The following is a 14,206-nucleotide window of genomic DNA, read 5'->3' on the forward strand; positions in this document are numbered from 1 at the left end:
GTTGCTACCGCCCCGCTCATCGGCCCCCACCCTCACGAGTTGAGGATTATGGGGTTGCGCCCCCGCCCGCCCCGGTCGGCGTGGTGGTCGTGGTCCCGGGGTCGGGCTCTTCGGGTTCCTTGGGCGGCGTCGTGGTGATGGTCGGCTCGGTCGTCGGCTCCGTGGTGGCCGGGGTGGTGGGCGCCTTCGTCGTCGGCTCGGTCGTCGGCGGCGTCGTGGAGACCGCAGGCGAGGGCGAGGTGGACGACAACGACGGCGACGGGCTCGCCGACGCGCTCCGCGGGCGCTGCTTCACCGGCTTGCGGGAGGTCACCTCGGTGGACGGCTCCGCCTCCTCGCTCACCGGCGGCGGGAGCACCTCTTCGTTGATCTGCTCGTTCTGCTGGGTGGGCGAGGTGACCGGCTCCTTGTCGTCGCCCTGGTTGAGCACGAAGATCAGTCCGAGTCCGCCGGCCACCGCGAAGAGCGCCAGGATCGCGATCATCAGACCGCGCTGGGCGAGCGGCTGCGACGACCGGGAGGCCGCCACCGGAACCTGCCGCGGCGCCGGGGAGACCGGCATCTGCGGCGGGAAGTCACGCGGGCGGGGCACCGCACGGGTCGGCGCCGCCGGGCTGAGCGGTGCGACCATCGACGTGCCGGTCAGCCGTTTCCAGTCCAGCGGGCCGGCCGCCGCGAACGCCGCCTCGGCGAACTCGGCAGCGCTCTGGAACCGGTCGGCCGGCTGTTTCGCCATCGCGCGGGCGATCAGCTGCTGGACCTCGAACGGCACGTGGTCGGGCAGGGGCGGCGGCTCGTCCTCCAGGTGACGCAGCGCCACCTGCAGCGCGTTCTCCCCGTCGAACGGCGGGTGACCGGCGATGCAGTGGTACGCGACGGCGCCCAGCGCGTACACATCGGTGGCCGGCGTCAGGTCACCCTTGGCGACCTGCTCGGGCGCCATGTAGAGAGCGGTGCCGACGATCGCGTTGAGGCCGGTGACGCTGGTCAGCGCGTTCGACCGGGCGACGCCGAAGTCGATCAGGATGACCGCGCCGGTCGGTTTCACGATCAGGTTGCCGGGCTTGATGTCGCGGTGCACGATGCCGGCCTGGTGCGCGGCGTGCAGCGCGTCGGCGGCCTGCGCCACGATCGACAGGGTCTCGGTGACCGGGATCGGTCCCTCTTTCACCCGGTTGGAGAGCGGCTCGCCCTCGACGAACGCCATCACCAGGTAGGCGACCTTCTCCGGGCCGGAGTAGTCGCCGTCGCTCGCGTAGTCGTAGACCTCGACCACACCCGGGTGCCGGAACGTGGCCATCATCCGGGCCTCGCCGTAGAACCGGGTGGCGAACTCCGGGTCCTCGAGCATCGCGGTGCGCAGCACCTTCACGGCGACGGTGCGGCCGAGCACCACGTCAGTGCCGCGCCAGACGTCACCCATCCCGCCGGTCGCGATGCGATCGTCCAACCGGTACCGGTTGTCCAGGAGATCTCCGGCACTGAGCACCAGTGGGACCTTATCTATCAGGCGGCCTGTGAGGGTGCCGCGGGAGGAAGCCGAATGCCGCTCAACTGTACAGATCTCCGCCAATCAGCGGGAGGTCAGCAAAGGCTGGCGCGGGGTCCTCGATATGGATGTTTCGCCCAGCGTCTCCCGCGTGTCCGGGCACGCGGCGCTCACCCACCGGCGTACCGCGCTCCTACGGTACGACAGTGGGTGTGTGCGAAACCACTCCGGCGTTCAGCGCTCGTCGTACGTGGGGGTGACCACGACGGCGGTCTCGGCGAGCTCCAGCTCCTCGTTCTCCGCCTGCCGCTCCTGGGCGGCCCGGGCGGTGCTCGCGGCGGCCCAGCCGAGAGCGACGCCGACCAGCCCGATCGCGGCGATCAGGCCCCACGGGCGGGACGGCTTGCGGCCGGCCAGCGCGTTCGCGGCGGCGTTCGCGCGGGACCACGCCTCGTCTGTGACGGAGCTCACCCGGTCGCCGGCCTGGCTGGCAGCCTGTTTGGCCATCGTGCGGCTCTTGCGACCGGCCTTGCCGGCACCCTCCTCGGCGGTCGTCATCGCCGACGTGAGGTACTCCCAGGCTTGCTCGGCGGTCCGTTCTGCCCGGTTCTTCCTGCTCCACGACACGGTTTTACCTCCTGCGGTGGCCCCTGCGAGCCAGCATGCCCCGGATCGAGGCCTGACAAACGTCCGGTGTGGACGGCATCACGGTTCCAAAACGATTTGACGGTCCGCAGTACTGTTGACCTCGTTCACACGGGCCACTCAGGCGACTGACAGGTTCGGGGCCTAACCTTTCGGTCAGATTCACCGAACTTTCCGAGGGTGGTCCTGGCCTGCGAGTTCATCGGCTTGCCGGTGCCTGGACGACCTGCGAACAGAGGAAACAACGCCCGGAGGAGCTGGGCGGGTGGAGGGAAGAGGCGTGACGCTGTCGATAACGACGTCGACGCTGGCCAACGGCGCCATCGAGGTTTCGCCGCGAGGCGAGATCGACGTCGAGAACGCGTACGAGATCCGTGAAGCGGTGGGCGCGCAACTCGCGGACGCCAGCCCGGTCCGGATCGAGCTCAACATGCAGCACGTGACCTTCATCGACTCGGTGGGGATCAGCGCCCTCGTGGCCGCGTTCCAGCTCGCCGGGGTCAGTGGTGTGAAACTCGTCGTAACCCGGCCCAGCCGGTTCGCGCACCGGCAGCTCTGGGTGACCGGGCTGCTCGGCCTGTTCGGCAACCCACAGCCCCATGAGGAAGCCGTCACCACCGCCTGAGATCACAACGACGGGTCGTGGACGCGGACGGCGTCGACGTTGATCCTGATGTCGGTGTCCTCGTGCGGAGCCCGGATCGGGGTGACCACGGCGAAGTTCTCGGCGAGAGCCGCCAGGTCGCTCCCGGGCTCCAACTCCTCCTCGGCGGCCTGCACGGCCGTCCGGACGAAACCCTCGCCGGCCTCGGCGATGCTCATCTGCACCTGACCGAACCGGGCCAGATGCGCCTGGCGTAAGCCGCGGATGCCGTCCACGTGCAGATCCGGGACGTTCAGGTTGAAAACCGTCCCCGGCGGGGTGTGCAGCAACGACGGGATCATCCGTACGGCCAGGTCGGCGCCGCTGCCCCAGTGGTGCTGCTCGTCGTCGATCCGGTCCAGCGCGGCGATGGCGGCCCCGCCGCTCTCCGCGGAGGCGGCCGCCGGGGTGAGCACGTCCAGCGACACGGCCAGGCCGCGCAGACCGGCGTGCGAGGCGGTGAGGGTGGCACCCACGGTCCCGGAGTGCACCACCGCGGCGCCCGCGTTCGCCCCCCGGTTGATCCCGGAGAGCACCAGGTCCGGCGGCGGGCCGAACGCTTCGCGCAGGGCCAGGAGCACGATGTACGCCGGTGACGCCGCCACCCCGTACGCGGGAATGTGTTTTCCCCCGGTCAGTTCCCGCGGCTCTGACATGATCTTGCCCTCTTGCACCACCGCGGTCATCGCGGCGCTGCTGCCGCTGGATTCGCTCAGCGGCGCGGCCACCACCACGTCGTAGCCCTCGTGTGCGACGGCGCGGGCCAGCCAGCGGATGCCCGGCGCCTCGATGCCGTCGTCGTTGGTGATCAGGATTCTCATCGGGGGTTGTTTGCCCGGCTTCGCGCTCATGATGCCTTCTTCATCGGAGTCAGGACGACTCGTTCGGTGAGTACGCGGACCGCGTCGACGTGGCCGGTGCCGAGTCCGTGCCGGGTGACGTTGAGGGCGCCCGCGGCCGCGCCGGTGCGCACGGCCTCCTCCATCGGGCCGCCGTGCGCGAGGACCGCGGCCACGCCGGCTGTCATCGAGTCGCCGGCGCCCCGGTGCTCGGCCGGAGTGAGCCGGGGGAGCGCGACGCTGAAGATCTCGCCGTCGATCAGCGCGAGAGCGCCCTCGTCGGCCCGGGAGACCAGGACCGTCTCGGCGCCGTGGTCGTGCAGGTGCTGCAGCGCCTTGATCAGCGAGGGCGTCGAGCCGTCCGGCGCGGTCCCGTCCGCGATCAGCTCCTCGTGGCTGATCTTCAGGACCGAGATGCCTGCCTCCAGCACCGCTGCCAGGTGCTTGCTGCACAGGTCGGCGATCACCTGGCAGCCGTTGCTGCGCAGGTCGGCGGCGAGCCGGCGGTAGACCTCCGGCTTGATGACCGACGGGTGCGCCGGGCCGCTCAGGATCGCCAGCCCGGCCCGCAGGCCCTCGGCGAGGGTCAGGTTGTAGAGCTCGTCGAGCTCGTGGCGGGAGAGCGGGGTGCCCGGCCGCTCGGCGATCTCCTGACGGGTCCCGCCGCGGCGGTCGTGCACATACCACCCGCTGCCGTGCTCGCGCATGACGAGCCGCAGCGTCACGCCGGGAAGCTCGGCGAGCAGCGGGCTGAGCACCCGGCCGACCTCGCCGCCGGCCGCGGCGCAGAGCGTCACGTGCGCGCCCAGCGACGTGATCATCCGGGTCTGCCAGATGCCCTGCCCGCCCGGATGGACGTGCAGCTCAGGCTCGTCGTGGTGTTGTTCGATGGTCACCGTCAGCTGGGGCGCCGGCGCGAAGACCATGACCCGGCCGTCACTCATGTCTCGCATTGTTATCTTTTCGCGCATCCGGCGTGGCATATCGCAAAAAGAACAGATGCCCCGTTTACAACTCCAGGCCACGCCGCGTCAGCACCCGAACCGGCTCGATCAGCTCGGGACGGGCGTGCAGCAACTCCTCAAGGCGCACCCGCCACTTACCCGCTTCCAGGTCGGTGGCGCCCCGGTCGCCGCCGGTGCGGGCGGCCTCGGTCGCCAGGTATTCGTGCGAGTCCATCAGGGCTTCGTAGATCTCCTGGCCGAGCAGGTGGTGCGCCTCGGAGGCGAACACGTGGTACCCCGGTCCCGCCGCGGCGCGGACGAACGCGCGGGCGGCATCCCAGATCACGCGAGGCTGGTGGATGACGATCGTCGACATGTATCGATCATCGCGCGCCGGGTGTGATGATCGCCACCCTCACCAGCCGGTCGGCGTACAGTGCCGGCTCGGTCCGGCCGGCTCCACCTGCAGCGTCGCGTGGTCGATCGCGAAGTCGGCGTGCAGCGCCTCGCGGGCCACGGTCAGCACCGCGCCGAGCTCGGCCGCCGGGTCGAGACGCAGGTGCGCGGAGGCCACGTCCATGCCCGAGGTGAGGGTCCAGACGTGCAGGTCGTGGACGTCACAGACGCCGGGCACGGCGGCCAGCCGCTCGCGGACGGCGGTGATGTCCAGATGCTCGGGTGCGGCCTGGACCAGGATCCGGACCGCGGACCGGCCCAGCGCGAACGTCCGGGGCAGGATCATCAGGGCCACCACCACGGCGACGATCGGGTCCGCGTACGCCCAGCCGGTGAACCAGATGACCAGAGCGGCCACGATCACCCCGACCGAGCCGAGCAGGTCGCCGAGCACCTCCAGGTACGCCCCGCGGACCCCGATGTTCTCCTTGGCTCCCGAGCGCAGCAGCGCGAAGGCGACCAGGTTCGCGAGCAGGCCGCCGACCGCGACCAGCAGCATCCACCCGCCCGGCACCTCGGGAGGGTCGGTGAACCGGCGCACCGCCTGGACCAGCACGAAGCCGGCGACCACGGTGAGCAGCGCGGCGTTGGCGAGCGCGGCGAGCACCTCCAGGCGGTAGAGGCCGAAGGTGCGGCCCGAGTCGCTGCCGGCCCGCCCGGCCGCGGTGATGGCGGCGAGCGTCATGGCGATCGCCAGAACGTCGGTGAACATGTGGCCGGCGTCGGAGAGAAGCGCGAGCGAGCCGGTGAGACCGGCCGCGATCGCCTCGCCGACCATCACCACGGTCAGCAGTGCTGCCGCCCACCAGAGTGATCTGCGGTGACGTGCCCCGCCATGCAGGACCGATACGCCGTGGTCGTGGCCGGCTCCCATGTTTTCTACCTTCCGTCGTCCCGCGGGCCGTCGCCAATATATGTTCACATTGCAATATGTGCAATCGGTTGTGCCCGAGGCGACTACGGGTTGGAATCACCAATGACCCGTCCGCATTGGAAAGGAAGTATTTGTGCTTCGCCGTACCCTTGCGAACGCTCTTCTCGGCACCGCCCTCGCGGTGACCGTAGCCGCCGCGCCCGCCGAGGCGGCCAAGTCCCATCCATTGCCCGCCACAATCACCCTGCCGAGCGGATTCCAGCCCGAAGGCATCGCCATCGGGACGAAGCCGTACGCCTACTTCGGCTCCCGCGTCGACGGTGACATCTACCGGGCAGACCTGCGTACCGGCGCCGGACGCACGATCAGCGAGGGCCCCGGCACCGCGTCGCTCGGCCTCAAGATCGACAAGAACCGGCTCTTCGTGGCCGGTGGCGCCGGTGGTGACGCCCGGGTTCTCGACGTGCGCACCGGCGAGATCCTGAAGTCCTACCGGCTCCAGCCGGTCGGCGCCACGGCGTTCATCAACGACGTGATCGTCACCCGCGACGCGGCCTGGTTCACCGACTCCCGCAACGCCGTGCTGTTCAAGCTGCCGTTCGGCCGGCACGGCGCGCTGCCCGCCGAGGCCGTCCGGGTGCCGATCACCGGCGACTTCGTGCTGGCCGAGGGGAACAACGCGAACGGCATCAGCACGACGCCGGACCGCCGCGCGCTGATCATCGTGCAGTCGAACACCGGCTCGCTGTTCCGGGTGTCGTTCTCCGGCGTGGCCACCAAGATCGACCTGGGCCTGTCCGAGACGCTCGTCAACGGTGACGGCCTCTGGCTGCGCGGCCGGACCCTGTACGCGGTGCAGAACCGGCTCAACGTGATCGCCGAGGTGGAACTCAACCGCCGGGGCACCGCCGGGACCGTGGTCTCCCGGACGTCGAACCCGGCGTTCGACGTGCCGACCACGATCGCGGAGTTCGGCAAGCGGTTCTACCTGCCGAACGCCCGATTCACCACGCCGCCGACGCCGGAGACCACGTACAACGCGGTCGCCGTCCCGATCCCGTAGCCGGACCTGGCACTGCTCCGCAAGGGGGCCGGAGCTCCCCTTGCGGAACAGTGCCTACAGCCAGCCGGGATTCGTGCCCACCGTGGTGAGCCGTTGCGTCGCCCGCGACAGCGCCACGTACAGGGTGCGGATCCCGGCCCGGTCGACTGCGATCTGCGCCGGCTCGACCAGCACGACGGCGTCGTACTCCATGCCCTTGGCCTCCAGCGCGGTCACCACCTGCACCCGCTCCGGCAGCCCGGCCACCCAGCCGGCCACCTCGTCCCGGCGCGGCACCGGCATGATCACGCCGATCGTGCCGTCCACCTCGGCGAGCTGTTTCTCGGTCAGCTCCCGGACCGCCTCGGGCAGCGCGGTCACGGTGGTCACCACGTCGGCCGGGTCGACACCGGTGCTGCGGACCGCCGACGGCAGCGGCAGATCCGGCATGATCTTGCGGATCACCGACGCGGCCACCGCGAAGATCTCCGACGAGTTCCGGTAGTTCGTGGTCAGCGCGTAGCTGGCGCGTTTGCGCGAGCCGAGCGCGCGGTCCCGGGCCCGGTCCAGCTCCTCCGGGTCACCCGACCAGGCGGTCTGCGCCGGGTCACCGACGATCGTCCAGGACGCGTACGACCCCCGGCGCCCGATCATCCGCCACTGCATCGGGGACACGTCCTGGGACTCGTCCACCACGATGTGCGCGTACTCCCGGTAGTCCTCCTCGCGCTGCACCTGCTGCGCGCGGGCCGCCGCCTGACGATCCGCGTACGTGCTGACCTCCTGGATCCCGTCCCGGACGTGGAACGGGTTCTTGGACTTCTTGGCAGGCTTGCGCGGCCGGCCCATCAGCTCGTCCAGCTCGTCCAGCAGCGCGACGTCAGCGATCGTCGGTCCCTCGGCGTCCAGCGCGTCGAACGAGCCCTGCAGCGTCGCGATCTCGTCCCGGGAGAGGACGCCCGTGGCGTACGCCCGGAGCCGTCCCGGATCGGCCAGCCAGCGCAGCACCCGCATCGGGGTGAACCGCGGCCACCACGCCTTGAGGAACTCCCGGAAGTCGTTGCGGTCGGCCAGTTCCGCCTCGAACTCGCGCTTCTCCGGCAGGCCGGTGACCTTGTGGTCGCGAGCCTGCGCCCAGAGCGCGTCGAAGACCCGGTCGAAGCCGTGCCCGCGAACCTCGTTGCGGCGCGCGCCCCGCGGCAGCGCCTGCCGCCGGATCTTGTCGAGCGCCGCGGAGTCCAGCCGCAGCAGCGTTCCCCGGTAGAGCAGGCGCAGCTCGGACGGTCCGTTCGGCACGGCGTCGTGCGAGGCACGCTCGAGCACGCGCCGCATCCGCAGCGACCCCTTGATCGCCGCGACGTCGCCGGCGTCGACCCGGGTGGCGTCGTAGCCGGGCACCAGCGACCCGAGCGAGCGCAGCGTCGCCGTCTCCTCGCCGAGCGAGGGCAGCACGGTCGCGATGTACTCCACGAAGACCCCGGACGGGCCGACCACCAGGATGCCACCGCCGGCGAACCGGCTGCGGTCCGAGTAGAGCAGGTACGCCGCGCGGTGCAGGGCCACCGCGGTCTTGCCGGTGCCCGGGCCGCCGGTGACGATCGTGACGCCGGAGGCGGGGGAGCGGATCGCCTCGTCCTGCTCGCGCTGGATGGTCGCGACGATGTCGCGCATGCCTCGGCCGGTGGCTTTCGCCAGGCTGGCCAGCAGCGCGCCGTCCCCGACCACCCGCATGTCCGCAGGAGCGGCGTCCGGGTCGAGCAGGTCGTCCTCGATCCCGGTGACCCGCTCCCGGCTGGACTGGATCATGCGGCGGCGCACCACGCCCAGCGGGTCGGCCGGAGTGGCCCGGTAGAACGCCGCGGCGGCCGGGGCGCGCCAGTCCACCACCAGGGGCTTGGAGTCCTCGTCGCGGATGCCCATCCGGCCGACGTAGTGGGTGGCCTCGGTCTTCAGGTCGAGACGGCCGAAGACGAGCCCTTCGTACTCGGTGTCCAGGGCGTGCCGGCGGCGGGCCGCGTGGAAGACCATCGCGTCGCGCTCGACGAGGGCGCCGAACGTGCCCACGCCGGCCAGCCGGTAGCCCTCCTTCTCGGCCCGGGAGGCGTCCCGGCGGAGCTCGTCGAGACGGGCGTAAACCCGGTCCACGTGCTCCTGCTCGACCGCGATCTCCTGTTGCAGGACGGTGGCGTCGCTCAAGTCGGTCGTTCTCCCTCTCATGCCCACCCAACCACTCAGCACGAAACCGCTTCGCGCGAAGGGGGCAAACCTCTGCGCACCGCCAGCGCTTGCGCGAAGGGGGCAATCGAACTTACTCCTGCGCACGGGAGCGCGTCGAACGCACCTCCCCCGGCCATGGCCGGAATCTCTCAGGATCACCGGCGCCGGGCGCGGGAGAGGGGCTTTTCCTGAAACGACTAAGCGGCCCGGCGGCAGCGGGTGGTGGCCTCCCCGGCGGCGCGGCGGCTGCGTTTCGCCGCACGCGCGGCCCGCCGGACGATGGTGACGAGCGCCGTGGAGACCTCGTCCGGCCGCTCCAGGGGCAGCATGTGGCCGGCGCCGGGCAGGATCTCCAGCCGGGCGCCGGGCAGCGCGTCGGCGATCGACTCGGCGCAGGCCGGCGGGGTCAGCCGGTCCCGGTCGCCGACCATGACCGTGGCCGGCACGCCGCCGAGCGCGGCGAGGGTGTCCAGCCGCTGCTGGGCGCCGACCGACTCACGGAAGCCTCCGATCGAGCGCAGCGAGGCCCGGCCGATGCCGCCCATCGTCACCTTGAGGGCGGCCTCGGCGCAGTCGTCGCCGAAGAGCAGCCACTGGATGGCCGGGCGCAGGGCCGGCAGCATCATCCGGTGCGGGCGCCAGGCGCCGGAGCGGGCGAGCACACCCGCGCCGAGGGTCTCACCGGCGCGCAGCAGCCCCGCGACGCGGGCAGGCAGGCCGTAGTGGGTGTGGGTGTGGCCCTCGGCCGTGGTGGAGACCAGCAGCAGGCCCGCCACCCGGGACGAGAACTCCTCGGGGTGCCGGTGCGCGAACTCCATGATCGTCATGCCGCCCATCGAGTGCCCGGCGAGGACCACCGGGCCGGTCGGCGCGAACCGCCGCAGCACCTCCGCCAGGTCGTCGCCGAGCTGGTCGAGGGTGGCCGAGCCGAGCCGGGTGTGCCCGGACCGCCCGTGCCCGCGGGTGTCGTAGGCGATCACGCGCGGAGCCTTGCCGCCCATCCCGCCGAGGGCCGCCACCTGGTCACGCCAGGTCCGCCGGTCCAGGCACCAGCCGTGCAGCAGCACGACTGTCACCGCTGCGTCGGCCGGTCCGGAAACGCTCACGTGCAGCCGGACGCCGTCGGCGAGGGTGATCTCCGAACGCTGGGGCATGGGCACCTCCGTGGAAGTCACGGCCCCGTAGTACCCACGGGAAACAATCATCACCCGCGATCTCGTGTATTACCAGGATGTTTCGTCAAGACTTTCGGCCGGTTCAGCACCGACAGTGAGTTACCTCGCAATCACTTTCGCGGTGGACCTGAACAGCGAAAATTCTCCTCATGGCGGCCATCCGAGAAGCCCAGATCCTCACTCCTGCCGAAGCGCTGAGCAGGCTGGTGACGGGCAACAAGCGTTTCGTGTACGGCAATCCCCGTTACGGCCACGACGTGACCCAGGCGGCAGCGACCGCGGGCGGGCAGCAGCCGCACTCGCTGGTGCTCGGCTGCATCGACTCGCGGGTTCCCCTCGAGGCCATCTTCGACCAGTCGTTCGGCTCGATCTGCGTGGCCCGATCCGGCGCGCACGTGCTGGACCGCTCGCTGATCGGCTCGGCCGGGTTCGCGGTCGCCTCGCTCGGCGTCTCACTGGTGGTCGTGGTCGGCCACAAGCGCTGCGGCGCGGTGAACGCCACGGTCCAGGCGCTGCGCGACGGCGTGGTCTCCGACGACGAGGTGGGTTACCTGGTCGACCAGCTGGCCCCGGCGGTGCGCGAGGTCGGCCTGGACGACGAGGATGCCGCCGAGAAGGCGATCCGTTCCCACGTCATCCGGACCACCGAGCGGCTACGCAAGGTGCACACCCTGTCCGAGCCCCTCGCGGCCGGCCGCCTGAACGTGGTGGGCGCGATCTACGACCTGGACAGCGGCTGGGTAGAGTTCCTGTCCTGATCTTCGGCAGGCTCGGCTTGTCCTCATCTTCGGCAGGCTCAGCCTGTCTTGATCTTCAGCAAGTGCGAAAAGGCGCCTCCCGGTCGAAACCGGGAGGCGCCTTTTTACGGCTGTTGTCAGCCCTCGAAGACGCCGGCGTCGGCGAGACGCTTCTCGGTGGCGTCCCAGCCGTGCTCCGGGCTGGCGGTGTGCAGAGCGGTCAGCTCGGCACGGATCTTGGCACCGTGACCGGCGGCGGCCAGCACCCGGACCTCCTCGACGAAAGCGTCGGAGTCGGTCTTGAGGTGGGTGGTCTTGCCGTTGGTCAGGTTGCGCACGTACGCGAAGCGGCCGTTGGCGAGCGGGATGAGGTACTTGTACTCACCGAGCACGCTGAGCGCGCCGGACGCGCTCTGGCCGGCGCGGACTGATGCGCGGGCGGTCTTTGAGGTGTTGCTCGCCACGGCGGTACTCCTTGAGGAAAGCATGTGAAGAGAAAAAAGGCCGTGACAACCCTACACGACGACCGGCGAACCGTGCCGTCGGAGCAGGTAACAGCGTTGCACTGGGTATGCCACTACGGCAGGTCCCATAGTCGATGTTGCGGATTCTCTGGCGCACCATCCGTACCACCCGGCATCATGGGACACGATCAACCGCGGTCGAGGTCGTAGGGGAAGACGCACCTCGGTCTCCGGGAGGTCACCGTGCCAACGTGTGGCGTCGTATACGTCCACTCGACTCCACTCGCCGTGTGCCAGCATGTCGAGTGGGCGATCGCGCGCGTCCTGACCGCGCCGGTCAATCTGCAATGGACCGTGCAACCGGTCGATCCGAGCATGCGCCGAGCCGAGTGCAGCTGGACCGGTCGAGCCGGTACTGGTGCCGAGCTGGCTGCTGCCCTCCGGCAGTGGCCCATGATCCGCTTCGAGGTCACCGAGGAGCCCAGCGCGGGCCTTGACGGCGAGCGGTTCATGCACGTCCCCGGGCGCGGCCTCTTCCATGGGGTGATGGGCGCTTCTGGAGACATCCAGATCGGCGAGGACCGGCTGCGGGCCATCATGACCTCGGCGCGTGCGCCCGAGGCGCTGGCGCACGCCCTGGACAAGGCGCTCGGCACCGCGTGGGACGCCGAGCTCGAGCCGTATCGGTACGCCGGCGACGGCGCTCCCGTGACACTGCTCACCCGGGTCGGCTGATAATCCCGCCGGCGCGACCCCGCCGGCGCGACCCCGCCCGCGGCGGCCTGCCGGCGCGACCCTGCTGGCCGCGTCCCGCCAGGGCGGGCGCACCGGCGGCCATCATCTGGGTAAACGGGCGAATACCGCGACTGATGACACACCGGCTACCGGTGGTTCTCCGGGATAAAGTGGCGACGCTCGCCATGAGCTGGTTCGATGGCGTGCGTGAAAAACGTGCTCCGCGCCGCTCTGGCCGTACCCTTGCTGTTGTTGTCCGGAGCATGCGGAAACGATGAGCCGGCGCCGACCGCACCCACCTCCGCGGCGCCGCAGGCGTCGCCCTCGATGCAGGCTCAGCCGTCGGCCAGCGCCGGTCTGGTGATCAATGCCGACCCGGCCGCCCGGGCCGCCGAGGTGGTGACCCGGCTCAGCGACGAGGACCTCGCCGGGCAGGTGCTGATGCCGTATGCCTACGGCAGTTACGCCACCTCCGTCGACAAGGGCGCCCAGGCCGGCAACCAGCAGCTGGCCGGCGTGAACACCCCTGCCGAGATGATCGAGAAGTTCAAGCTGGGCGGCCTGATCCTGGTCGGTTTCACCCCGGACGACCCGACCGGCGACACCAACCCGACCACGAACGTGGAGAACCCCAAGCAGGTCCGCGAGCTCACCCGCGGCCTGCAGCAGGCGGCGCTGAAACTGCCCGCCGCTGCGCCCTTGATGATCGGCACCGACCAGGAGTACGGCGTGGTCACCCGGATCACCGAGGGCGTCACCATGCTGCCGTCGGCGATGGCCGCGGGCGCCGCCGGCCAGCCCAGCCTCACCGAGGTGGCATGGCGCGCGGCCGGCGAGGAGCTGGCCGCGATGGGGATCACCGTCGACTTCGCACCGGTCGCCGACACGATCATGCCGAAAGGCGGCGGGCTGATCGGCTCCCGCTCGTTCGGCTCGGACGCCAAGGCGAACGCCGCCCAGGTCACCGCCGCGGTGCGCGGCCTGCAGGGCGCCGGCGTCACGGCCGCCCTCAAGCACTTCCCGGGGCACGGGCACACCAGCGGGGACAGCCACGACGAGCTGCCGGTGATCAAGCAGAGCCGCAAGGCGTGGGAGACGCAGGACCTGCCGCCGTTCCGGTCCGGCGTCGAGGCGGGGGCCGGCATCGTGATGTCCGGCCACCTCGACCTGGAGGCGGTCGACAAGGGCACGGCCGCCACCTTCTCCCACAAGATCATGACCGACGTCCTGCGCAAGGACCTCAAGTTCACCGGGGTCGCGATCAGCGACGCGATGAACATGGCGCCGGCGAAGAAGTGGCCGTCCGGCGAGGCCGCGGTCCGCGCGCTCAACGCGGGCAACGACATGCTGCTGATGCCGCCGGACATCGCGGGCGCCCGGGACGGCATCCTGGCCGGTCTGAAAAGCGGCAGCCTCAAGCGGGAACGACTGGTCGAGGCGGTCACCCGGATCCTCACCCTGAAGTTCCGCACCGAGATCCGGAACCAGCCGGACCTCGAGGTGGTCGGCTCGTCCGCGCACGCCCGCTCGGTCGGCGCGCTGGACGCCGCCTCGATCACCGTCCTCCGCGGCAAGTGCTCCGGCCCGCTGGTCAACGGCGCTGTCACGGTCACCGCCCCGGCGTCGCGCGAGCTGGCCCGGGTCACCATGGTCCGCGCCCTGCAGGAGTCGGGCGTGAAGGTGCAGGCCGACGGCGGTGCGAAGATCCGCCTGGTCGGCTACGGGGACACCGCCGTCGACCTGGACGACTCCGCCGCGATCACGGTGATGATGGACATGCCGTCGCTGCTCAGCCTGTCCCGCTCGCCGACGCTGATCGCCACGTACTCGTCGAGCAAGCTCTCGCTGACCGCGCTCGCCGCGGTGATCGCGGGCAAGGCGAAGGCGCCCGGCAAGTCGCCGATCGAGGTGACCGGCCTGAAGCGCAGCGCCTGCGTGAAGTAACG

The 14,206-nt window shown here is 70.7% G+C and carries 14 protein-coding genes; 5 read left to right on the forward strand and 9 right to left on the reverse strand.

Annotation, left to right across the window (positions count from 1 at the left end; genetic code table 11):
- Positions 1-46: 46 nt before the first annotated feature.
- Both AMIS_RS06510 and AMIS_RS06515 read right to left on the reverse strand, forming a co-directional pair.
- Positions 47-1,489 (reverse strand): serine/threonine-protein kinase, encoded by a 1,443-nt coding sequence (locus tag AMIS_RS06510; RefSeq protein ID WP_014441409.1) that lies wholly within the window; start codon positions 1,487-1,489, stop codon positions 47-49.
- Positions 1,490-1,723: 234 nt separating this feature from the next.
- Complete coding sequence (locus AMIS_RS06515; protein WP_014441410.1) at positions 1,724-2,116, reverse strand: hypothetical protein; 393 nt, start codon at positions 2,114-2,116, stop codon at positions 1,724-1,726.
- 298 nt (positions 2,117-2,414) lie between these two features.
- Here AMIS_RS06515 and AMIS_RS06520 point away from each other — a divergent pair, with 298 nt between their 5' ends.
- Positions 2,415-2,759, forward strand: a complete 345-nt coding sequence (locus tag AMIS_RS06520) for an STAS domain-containing protein (RefSeq protein WP_014441411.1) — start codon at positions 2,415-2,417, stop codon at positions 2,757-2,759.
- Positions 2,760-2,761: 2 nt separating this feature from the next.
- Here AMIS_RS06520 and surE read toward each other — a convergent pair whose 3' ends face one another.
- From surE to AMIS_RS06540, 4 genes are read right to left on the reverse strand one after another with little or no spacing between them, the layout of a single operon-like run.
- The gene (gene surE, locus AMIS_RS06525; RefSeq protein WP_041829587.1) at positions 2,762-3,628 is read right to left on the reverse strand and encodes a 5'/3'-nucleotidase SurE; all 867 of its coding nucleotides are present in this window, start codon (positions 3,626-3,628) and stop codon (positions 2,762-2,764) included.
- The gene (locus AMIS_RS06530; protein WP_014441413.1) at positions 3,625-4,569 is read right to left on the reverse strand and encodes a 1-phosphofructokinase family hexose kinase; all 945 of its coding nucleotides are present in this window, start codon (positions 4,567-4,569) and stop codon (positions 3,625-3,627) included. The genes surE and AMIS_RS06530 overlap by 4 nt, the downstream gene beginning before the upstream one ends.
- Positions 4,570-4,624: 55 nt before the next feature.
- Positions 4,625-4,936 (reverse strand): hypothetical protein, encoded by a 312-nt coding sequence (locus AMIS_RS06535; protein WP_014441414.1) that lies wholly within the window; start codon positions 4,934-4,936, stop codon positions 4,625-4,627.
- Between the two features lie 39 nt (positions 4,937-4,975).
- Positions 4,976-5,890, reverse strand: a complete 915-nt coding sequence (locus tag AMIS_RS06540; RefSeq protein WP_041829588.1) for a cation diffusion facilitator family transporter — start codon at positions 5,888-5,890, stop codon at positions 4,976-4,978.
- Positions 5,891-6,023: 133 nt separating this feature from the next.
- Between AMIS_RS06540 and AMIS_RS06545 the strand changes: the two genes are divergently transcribed.
- On the forward strand, positions 6,024-6,953 hold the full coding sequence (locus AMIS_RS06545) for an SMP-30/gluconolactonase/LRE family protein (RefSeq protein WP_014441416.1): 930 nt from the start codon (positions 6,024-6,026) through the stop codon (positions 6,951-6,953).
- Positions 6,954-7,007: 54 nt separating this feature from the next.
- Here the strand turns inward: AMIS_RS06545 and AMIS_RS06550 are convergent, their stop codons facing one another.
- Both AMIS_RS06550 and AMIS_RS06555 read right to left on the reverse strand, forming a co-directional pair.
- Positions 7,008-9,128, reverse strand: coding sequence for a HelD family protein (locus AMIS_RS06550; protein WP_041829589.1), 2,121 nt, complete (start codon positions 9,126-9,128; stop codon positions 7,008-7,010).
- Positions 9,129-9,346: 218 nt separating this feature from the next.
- Entirely contained in the window at positions 9,347-10,303 is a 957-nt protein-coding gene (locus AMIS_RS06555; RefSeq protein ID WP_014441418.1) for an alpha/beta fold hydrolase, read from the reverse strand.
- 170 nt (positions 10,304-10,473) lie between these two features.
- On the opposite strand from AMIS_RS06555, the gene AMIS_RS06560 reads away from it, so the two are divergent.
- Positions 10,474-11,082 carry a carbonic anhydrase gene (locus AMIS_RS06560; protein WP_014441419.1) on the forward strand — a complete coding sequence of 203 codons (609 nt, stop codon included), beginning with the start codon at positions 10,474-10,476 and terminating at the stop codon, positions 11,080-11,082.
- A 116-nt stretch (positions 11,083-11,198) separates the two neighbouring features.
- On the opposite strand, the gene AMIS_RS06565 is transcribed toward AMIS_RS06560, so the two are convergent.
- A complete protein-coding gene (locus AMIS_RS06565) occupies positions 11,199-11,525 on the reverse strand; it encodes a hypothetical protein (RefSeq protein WP_014441420.1) in 327 nt (108 codons plus the stop codon).
- A 243-nt stretch (positions 11,526-11,768) separates the two neighbouring features.
- On the opposite strand from AMIS_RS06565, the gene AMIS_RS06570 reads away from it, so the two are divergent.
- Positions 11,769-12,260, forward strand: a complete 492-nt coding sequence (locus AMIS_RS06570) for a DUF3145 domain-containing protein (protein WP_014441421.1) — start codon at positions 11,769-11,771, stop codon at positions 12,258-12,260.
- Positions 12,261-12,458: 198 nt separating this feature from the next.
- Entirely contained in the window at positions 12,459-14,204 is a 1,746-nt protein-coding gene (locus AMIS_RS06575; RefSeq protein ID WP_041829590.1) for a glycoside hydrolase family 3 protein, read from the forward strand.
- Positions 14,205-14,206: the final 2 nt, after the last annotated feature.

The organism is Actinoplanes missouriensis 431, assembly GCF_000284295.1.
Classification (GTDB): domain Bacteria; phylum Actinomycetota; class Actinomycetes; order Mycobacteriales; family Micromonosporaceae; genus Actinoplanes; species Actinoplanes missouriensis.

Excerpts from the sequence above, each read along its gene's own strand:
- AMIS_RS06535 (WP_014441414.1), bottom strand. The coding sequence starts at position 4,936 with ATGTCGACGATCGTCATCCACCAGCCTCGCGTGATCTGGGATGCCGCC.
- AMIS_RS06530 (WP_014441413.1), bottom strand. The coding sequence starts at position 4,569 with ATGCGAGACATGAGTGACGGCCGGGTCATGGTCTTCGCGCCGGCGCCC.
- AMIS_RS06540 (WP_041829588.1), bottom strand. The coding sequence starts at position 5,890 with ATGGGAGCCGGCCACGACCACGGCGTATCGGTCCTGCATGGCGGGGCA.
- AMIS_RS06555 (WP_014441418.1), bottom strand. The coding sequence starts at position 10,303 with ATGCCCCAGCGTTCGGAGATCACCCTCGCCGACGGCGTCCGGCTGCAC.
- AMIS_RS06575 (WP_041829590.1), top strand. The coding sequence starts at position 12,459 with ATGGCGTGCGTGAAAAACGTGCTCCGCGCCGCTCTGGCCGTACCCTTG.
- AMIS_RS06560 (WP_014441419.1), top strand. The coding sequence starts at position 10,474 with ATGGCGGCCATCCGAGAAGCCCAGATCCTCACTCCTGCCGAAGCGCTG.
- surE (WP_041829587.1), bottom strand. The coding sequence starts at position 3,628 with ATGAGCGCGAAGCCGGGCAAACAACCCCCGATGAGAATCCTGATCACC.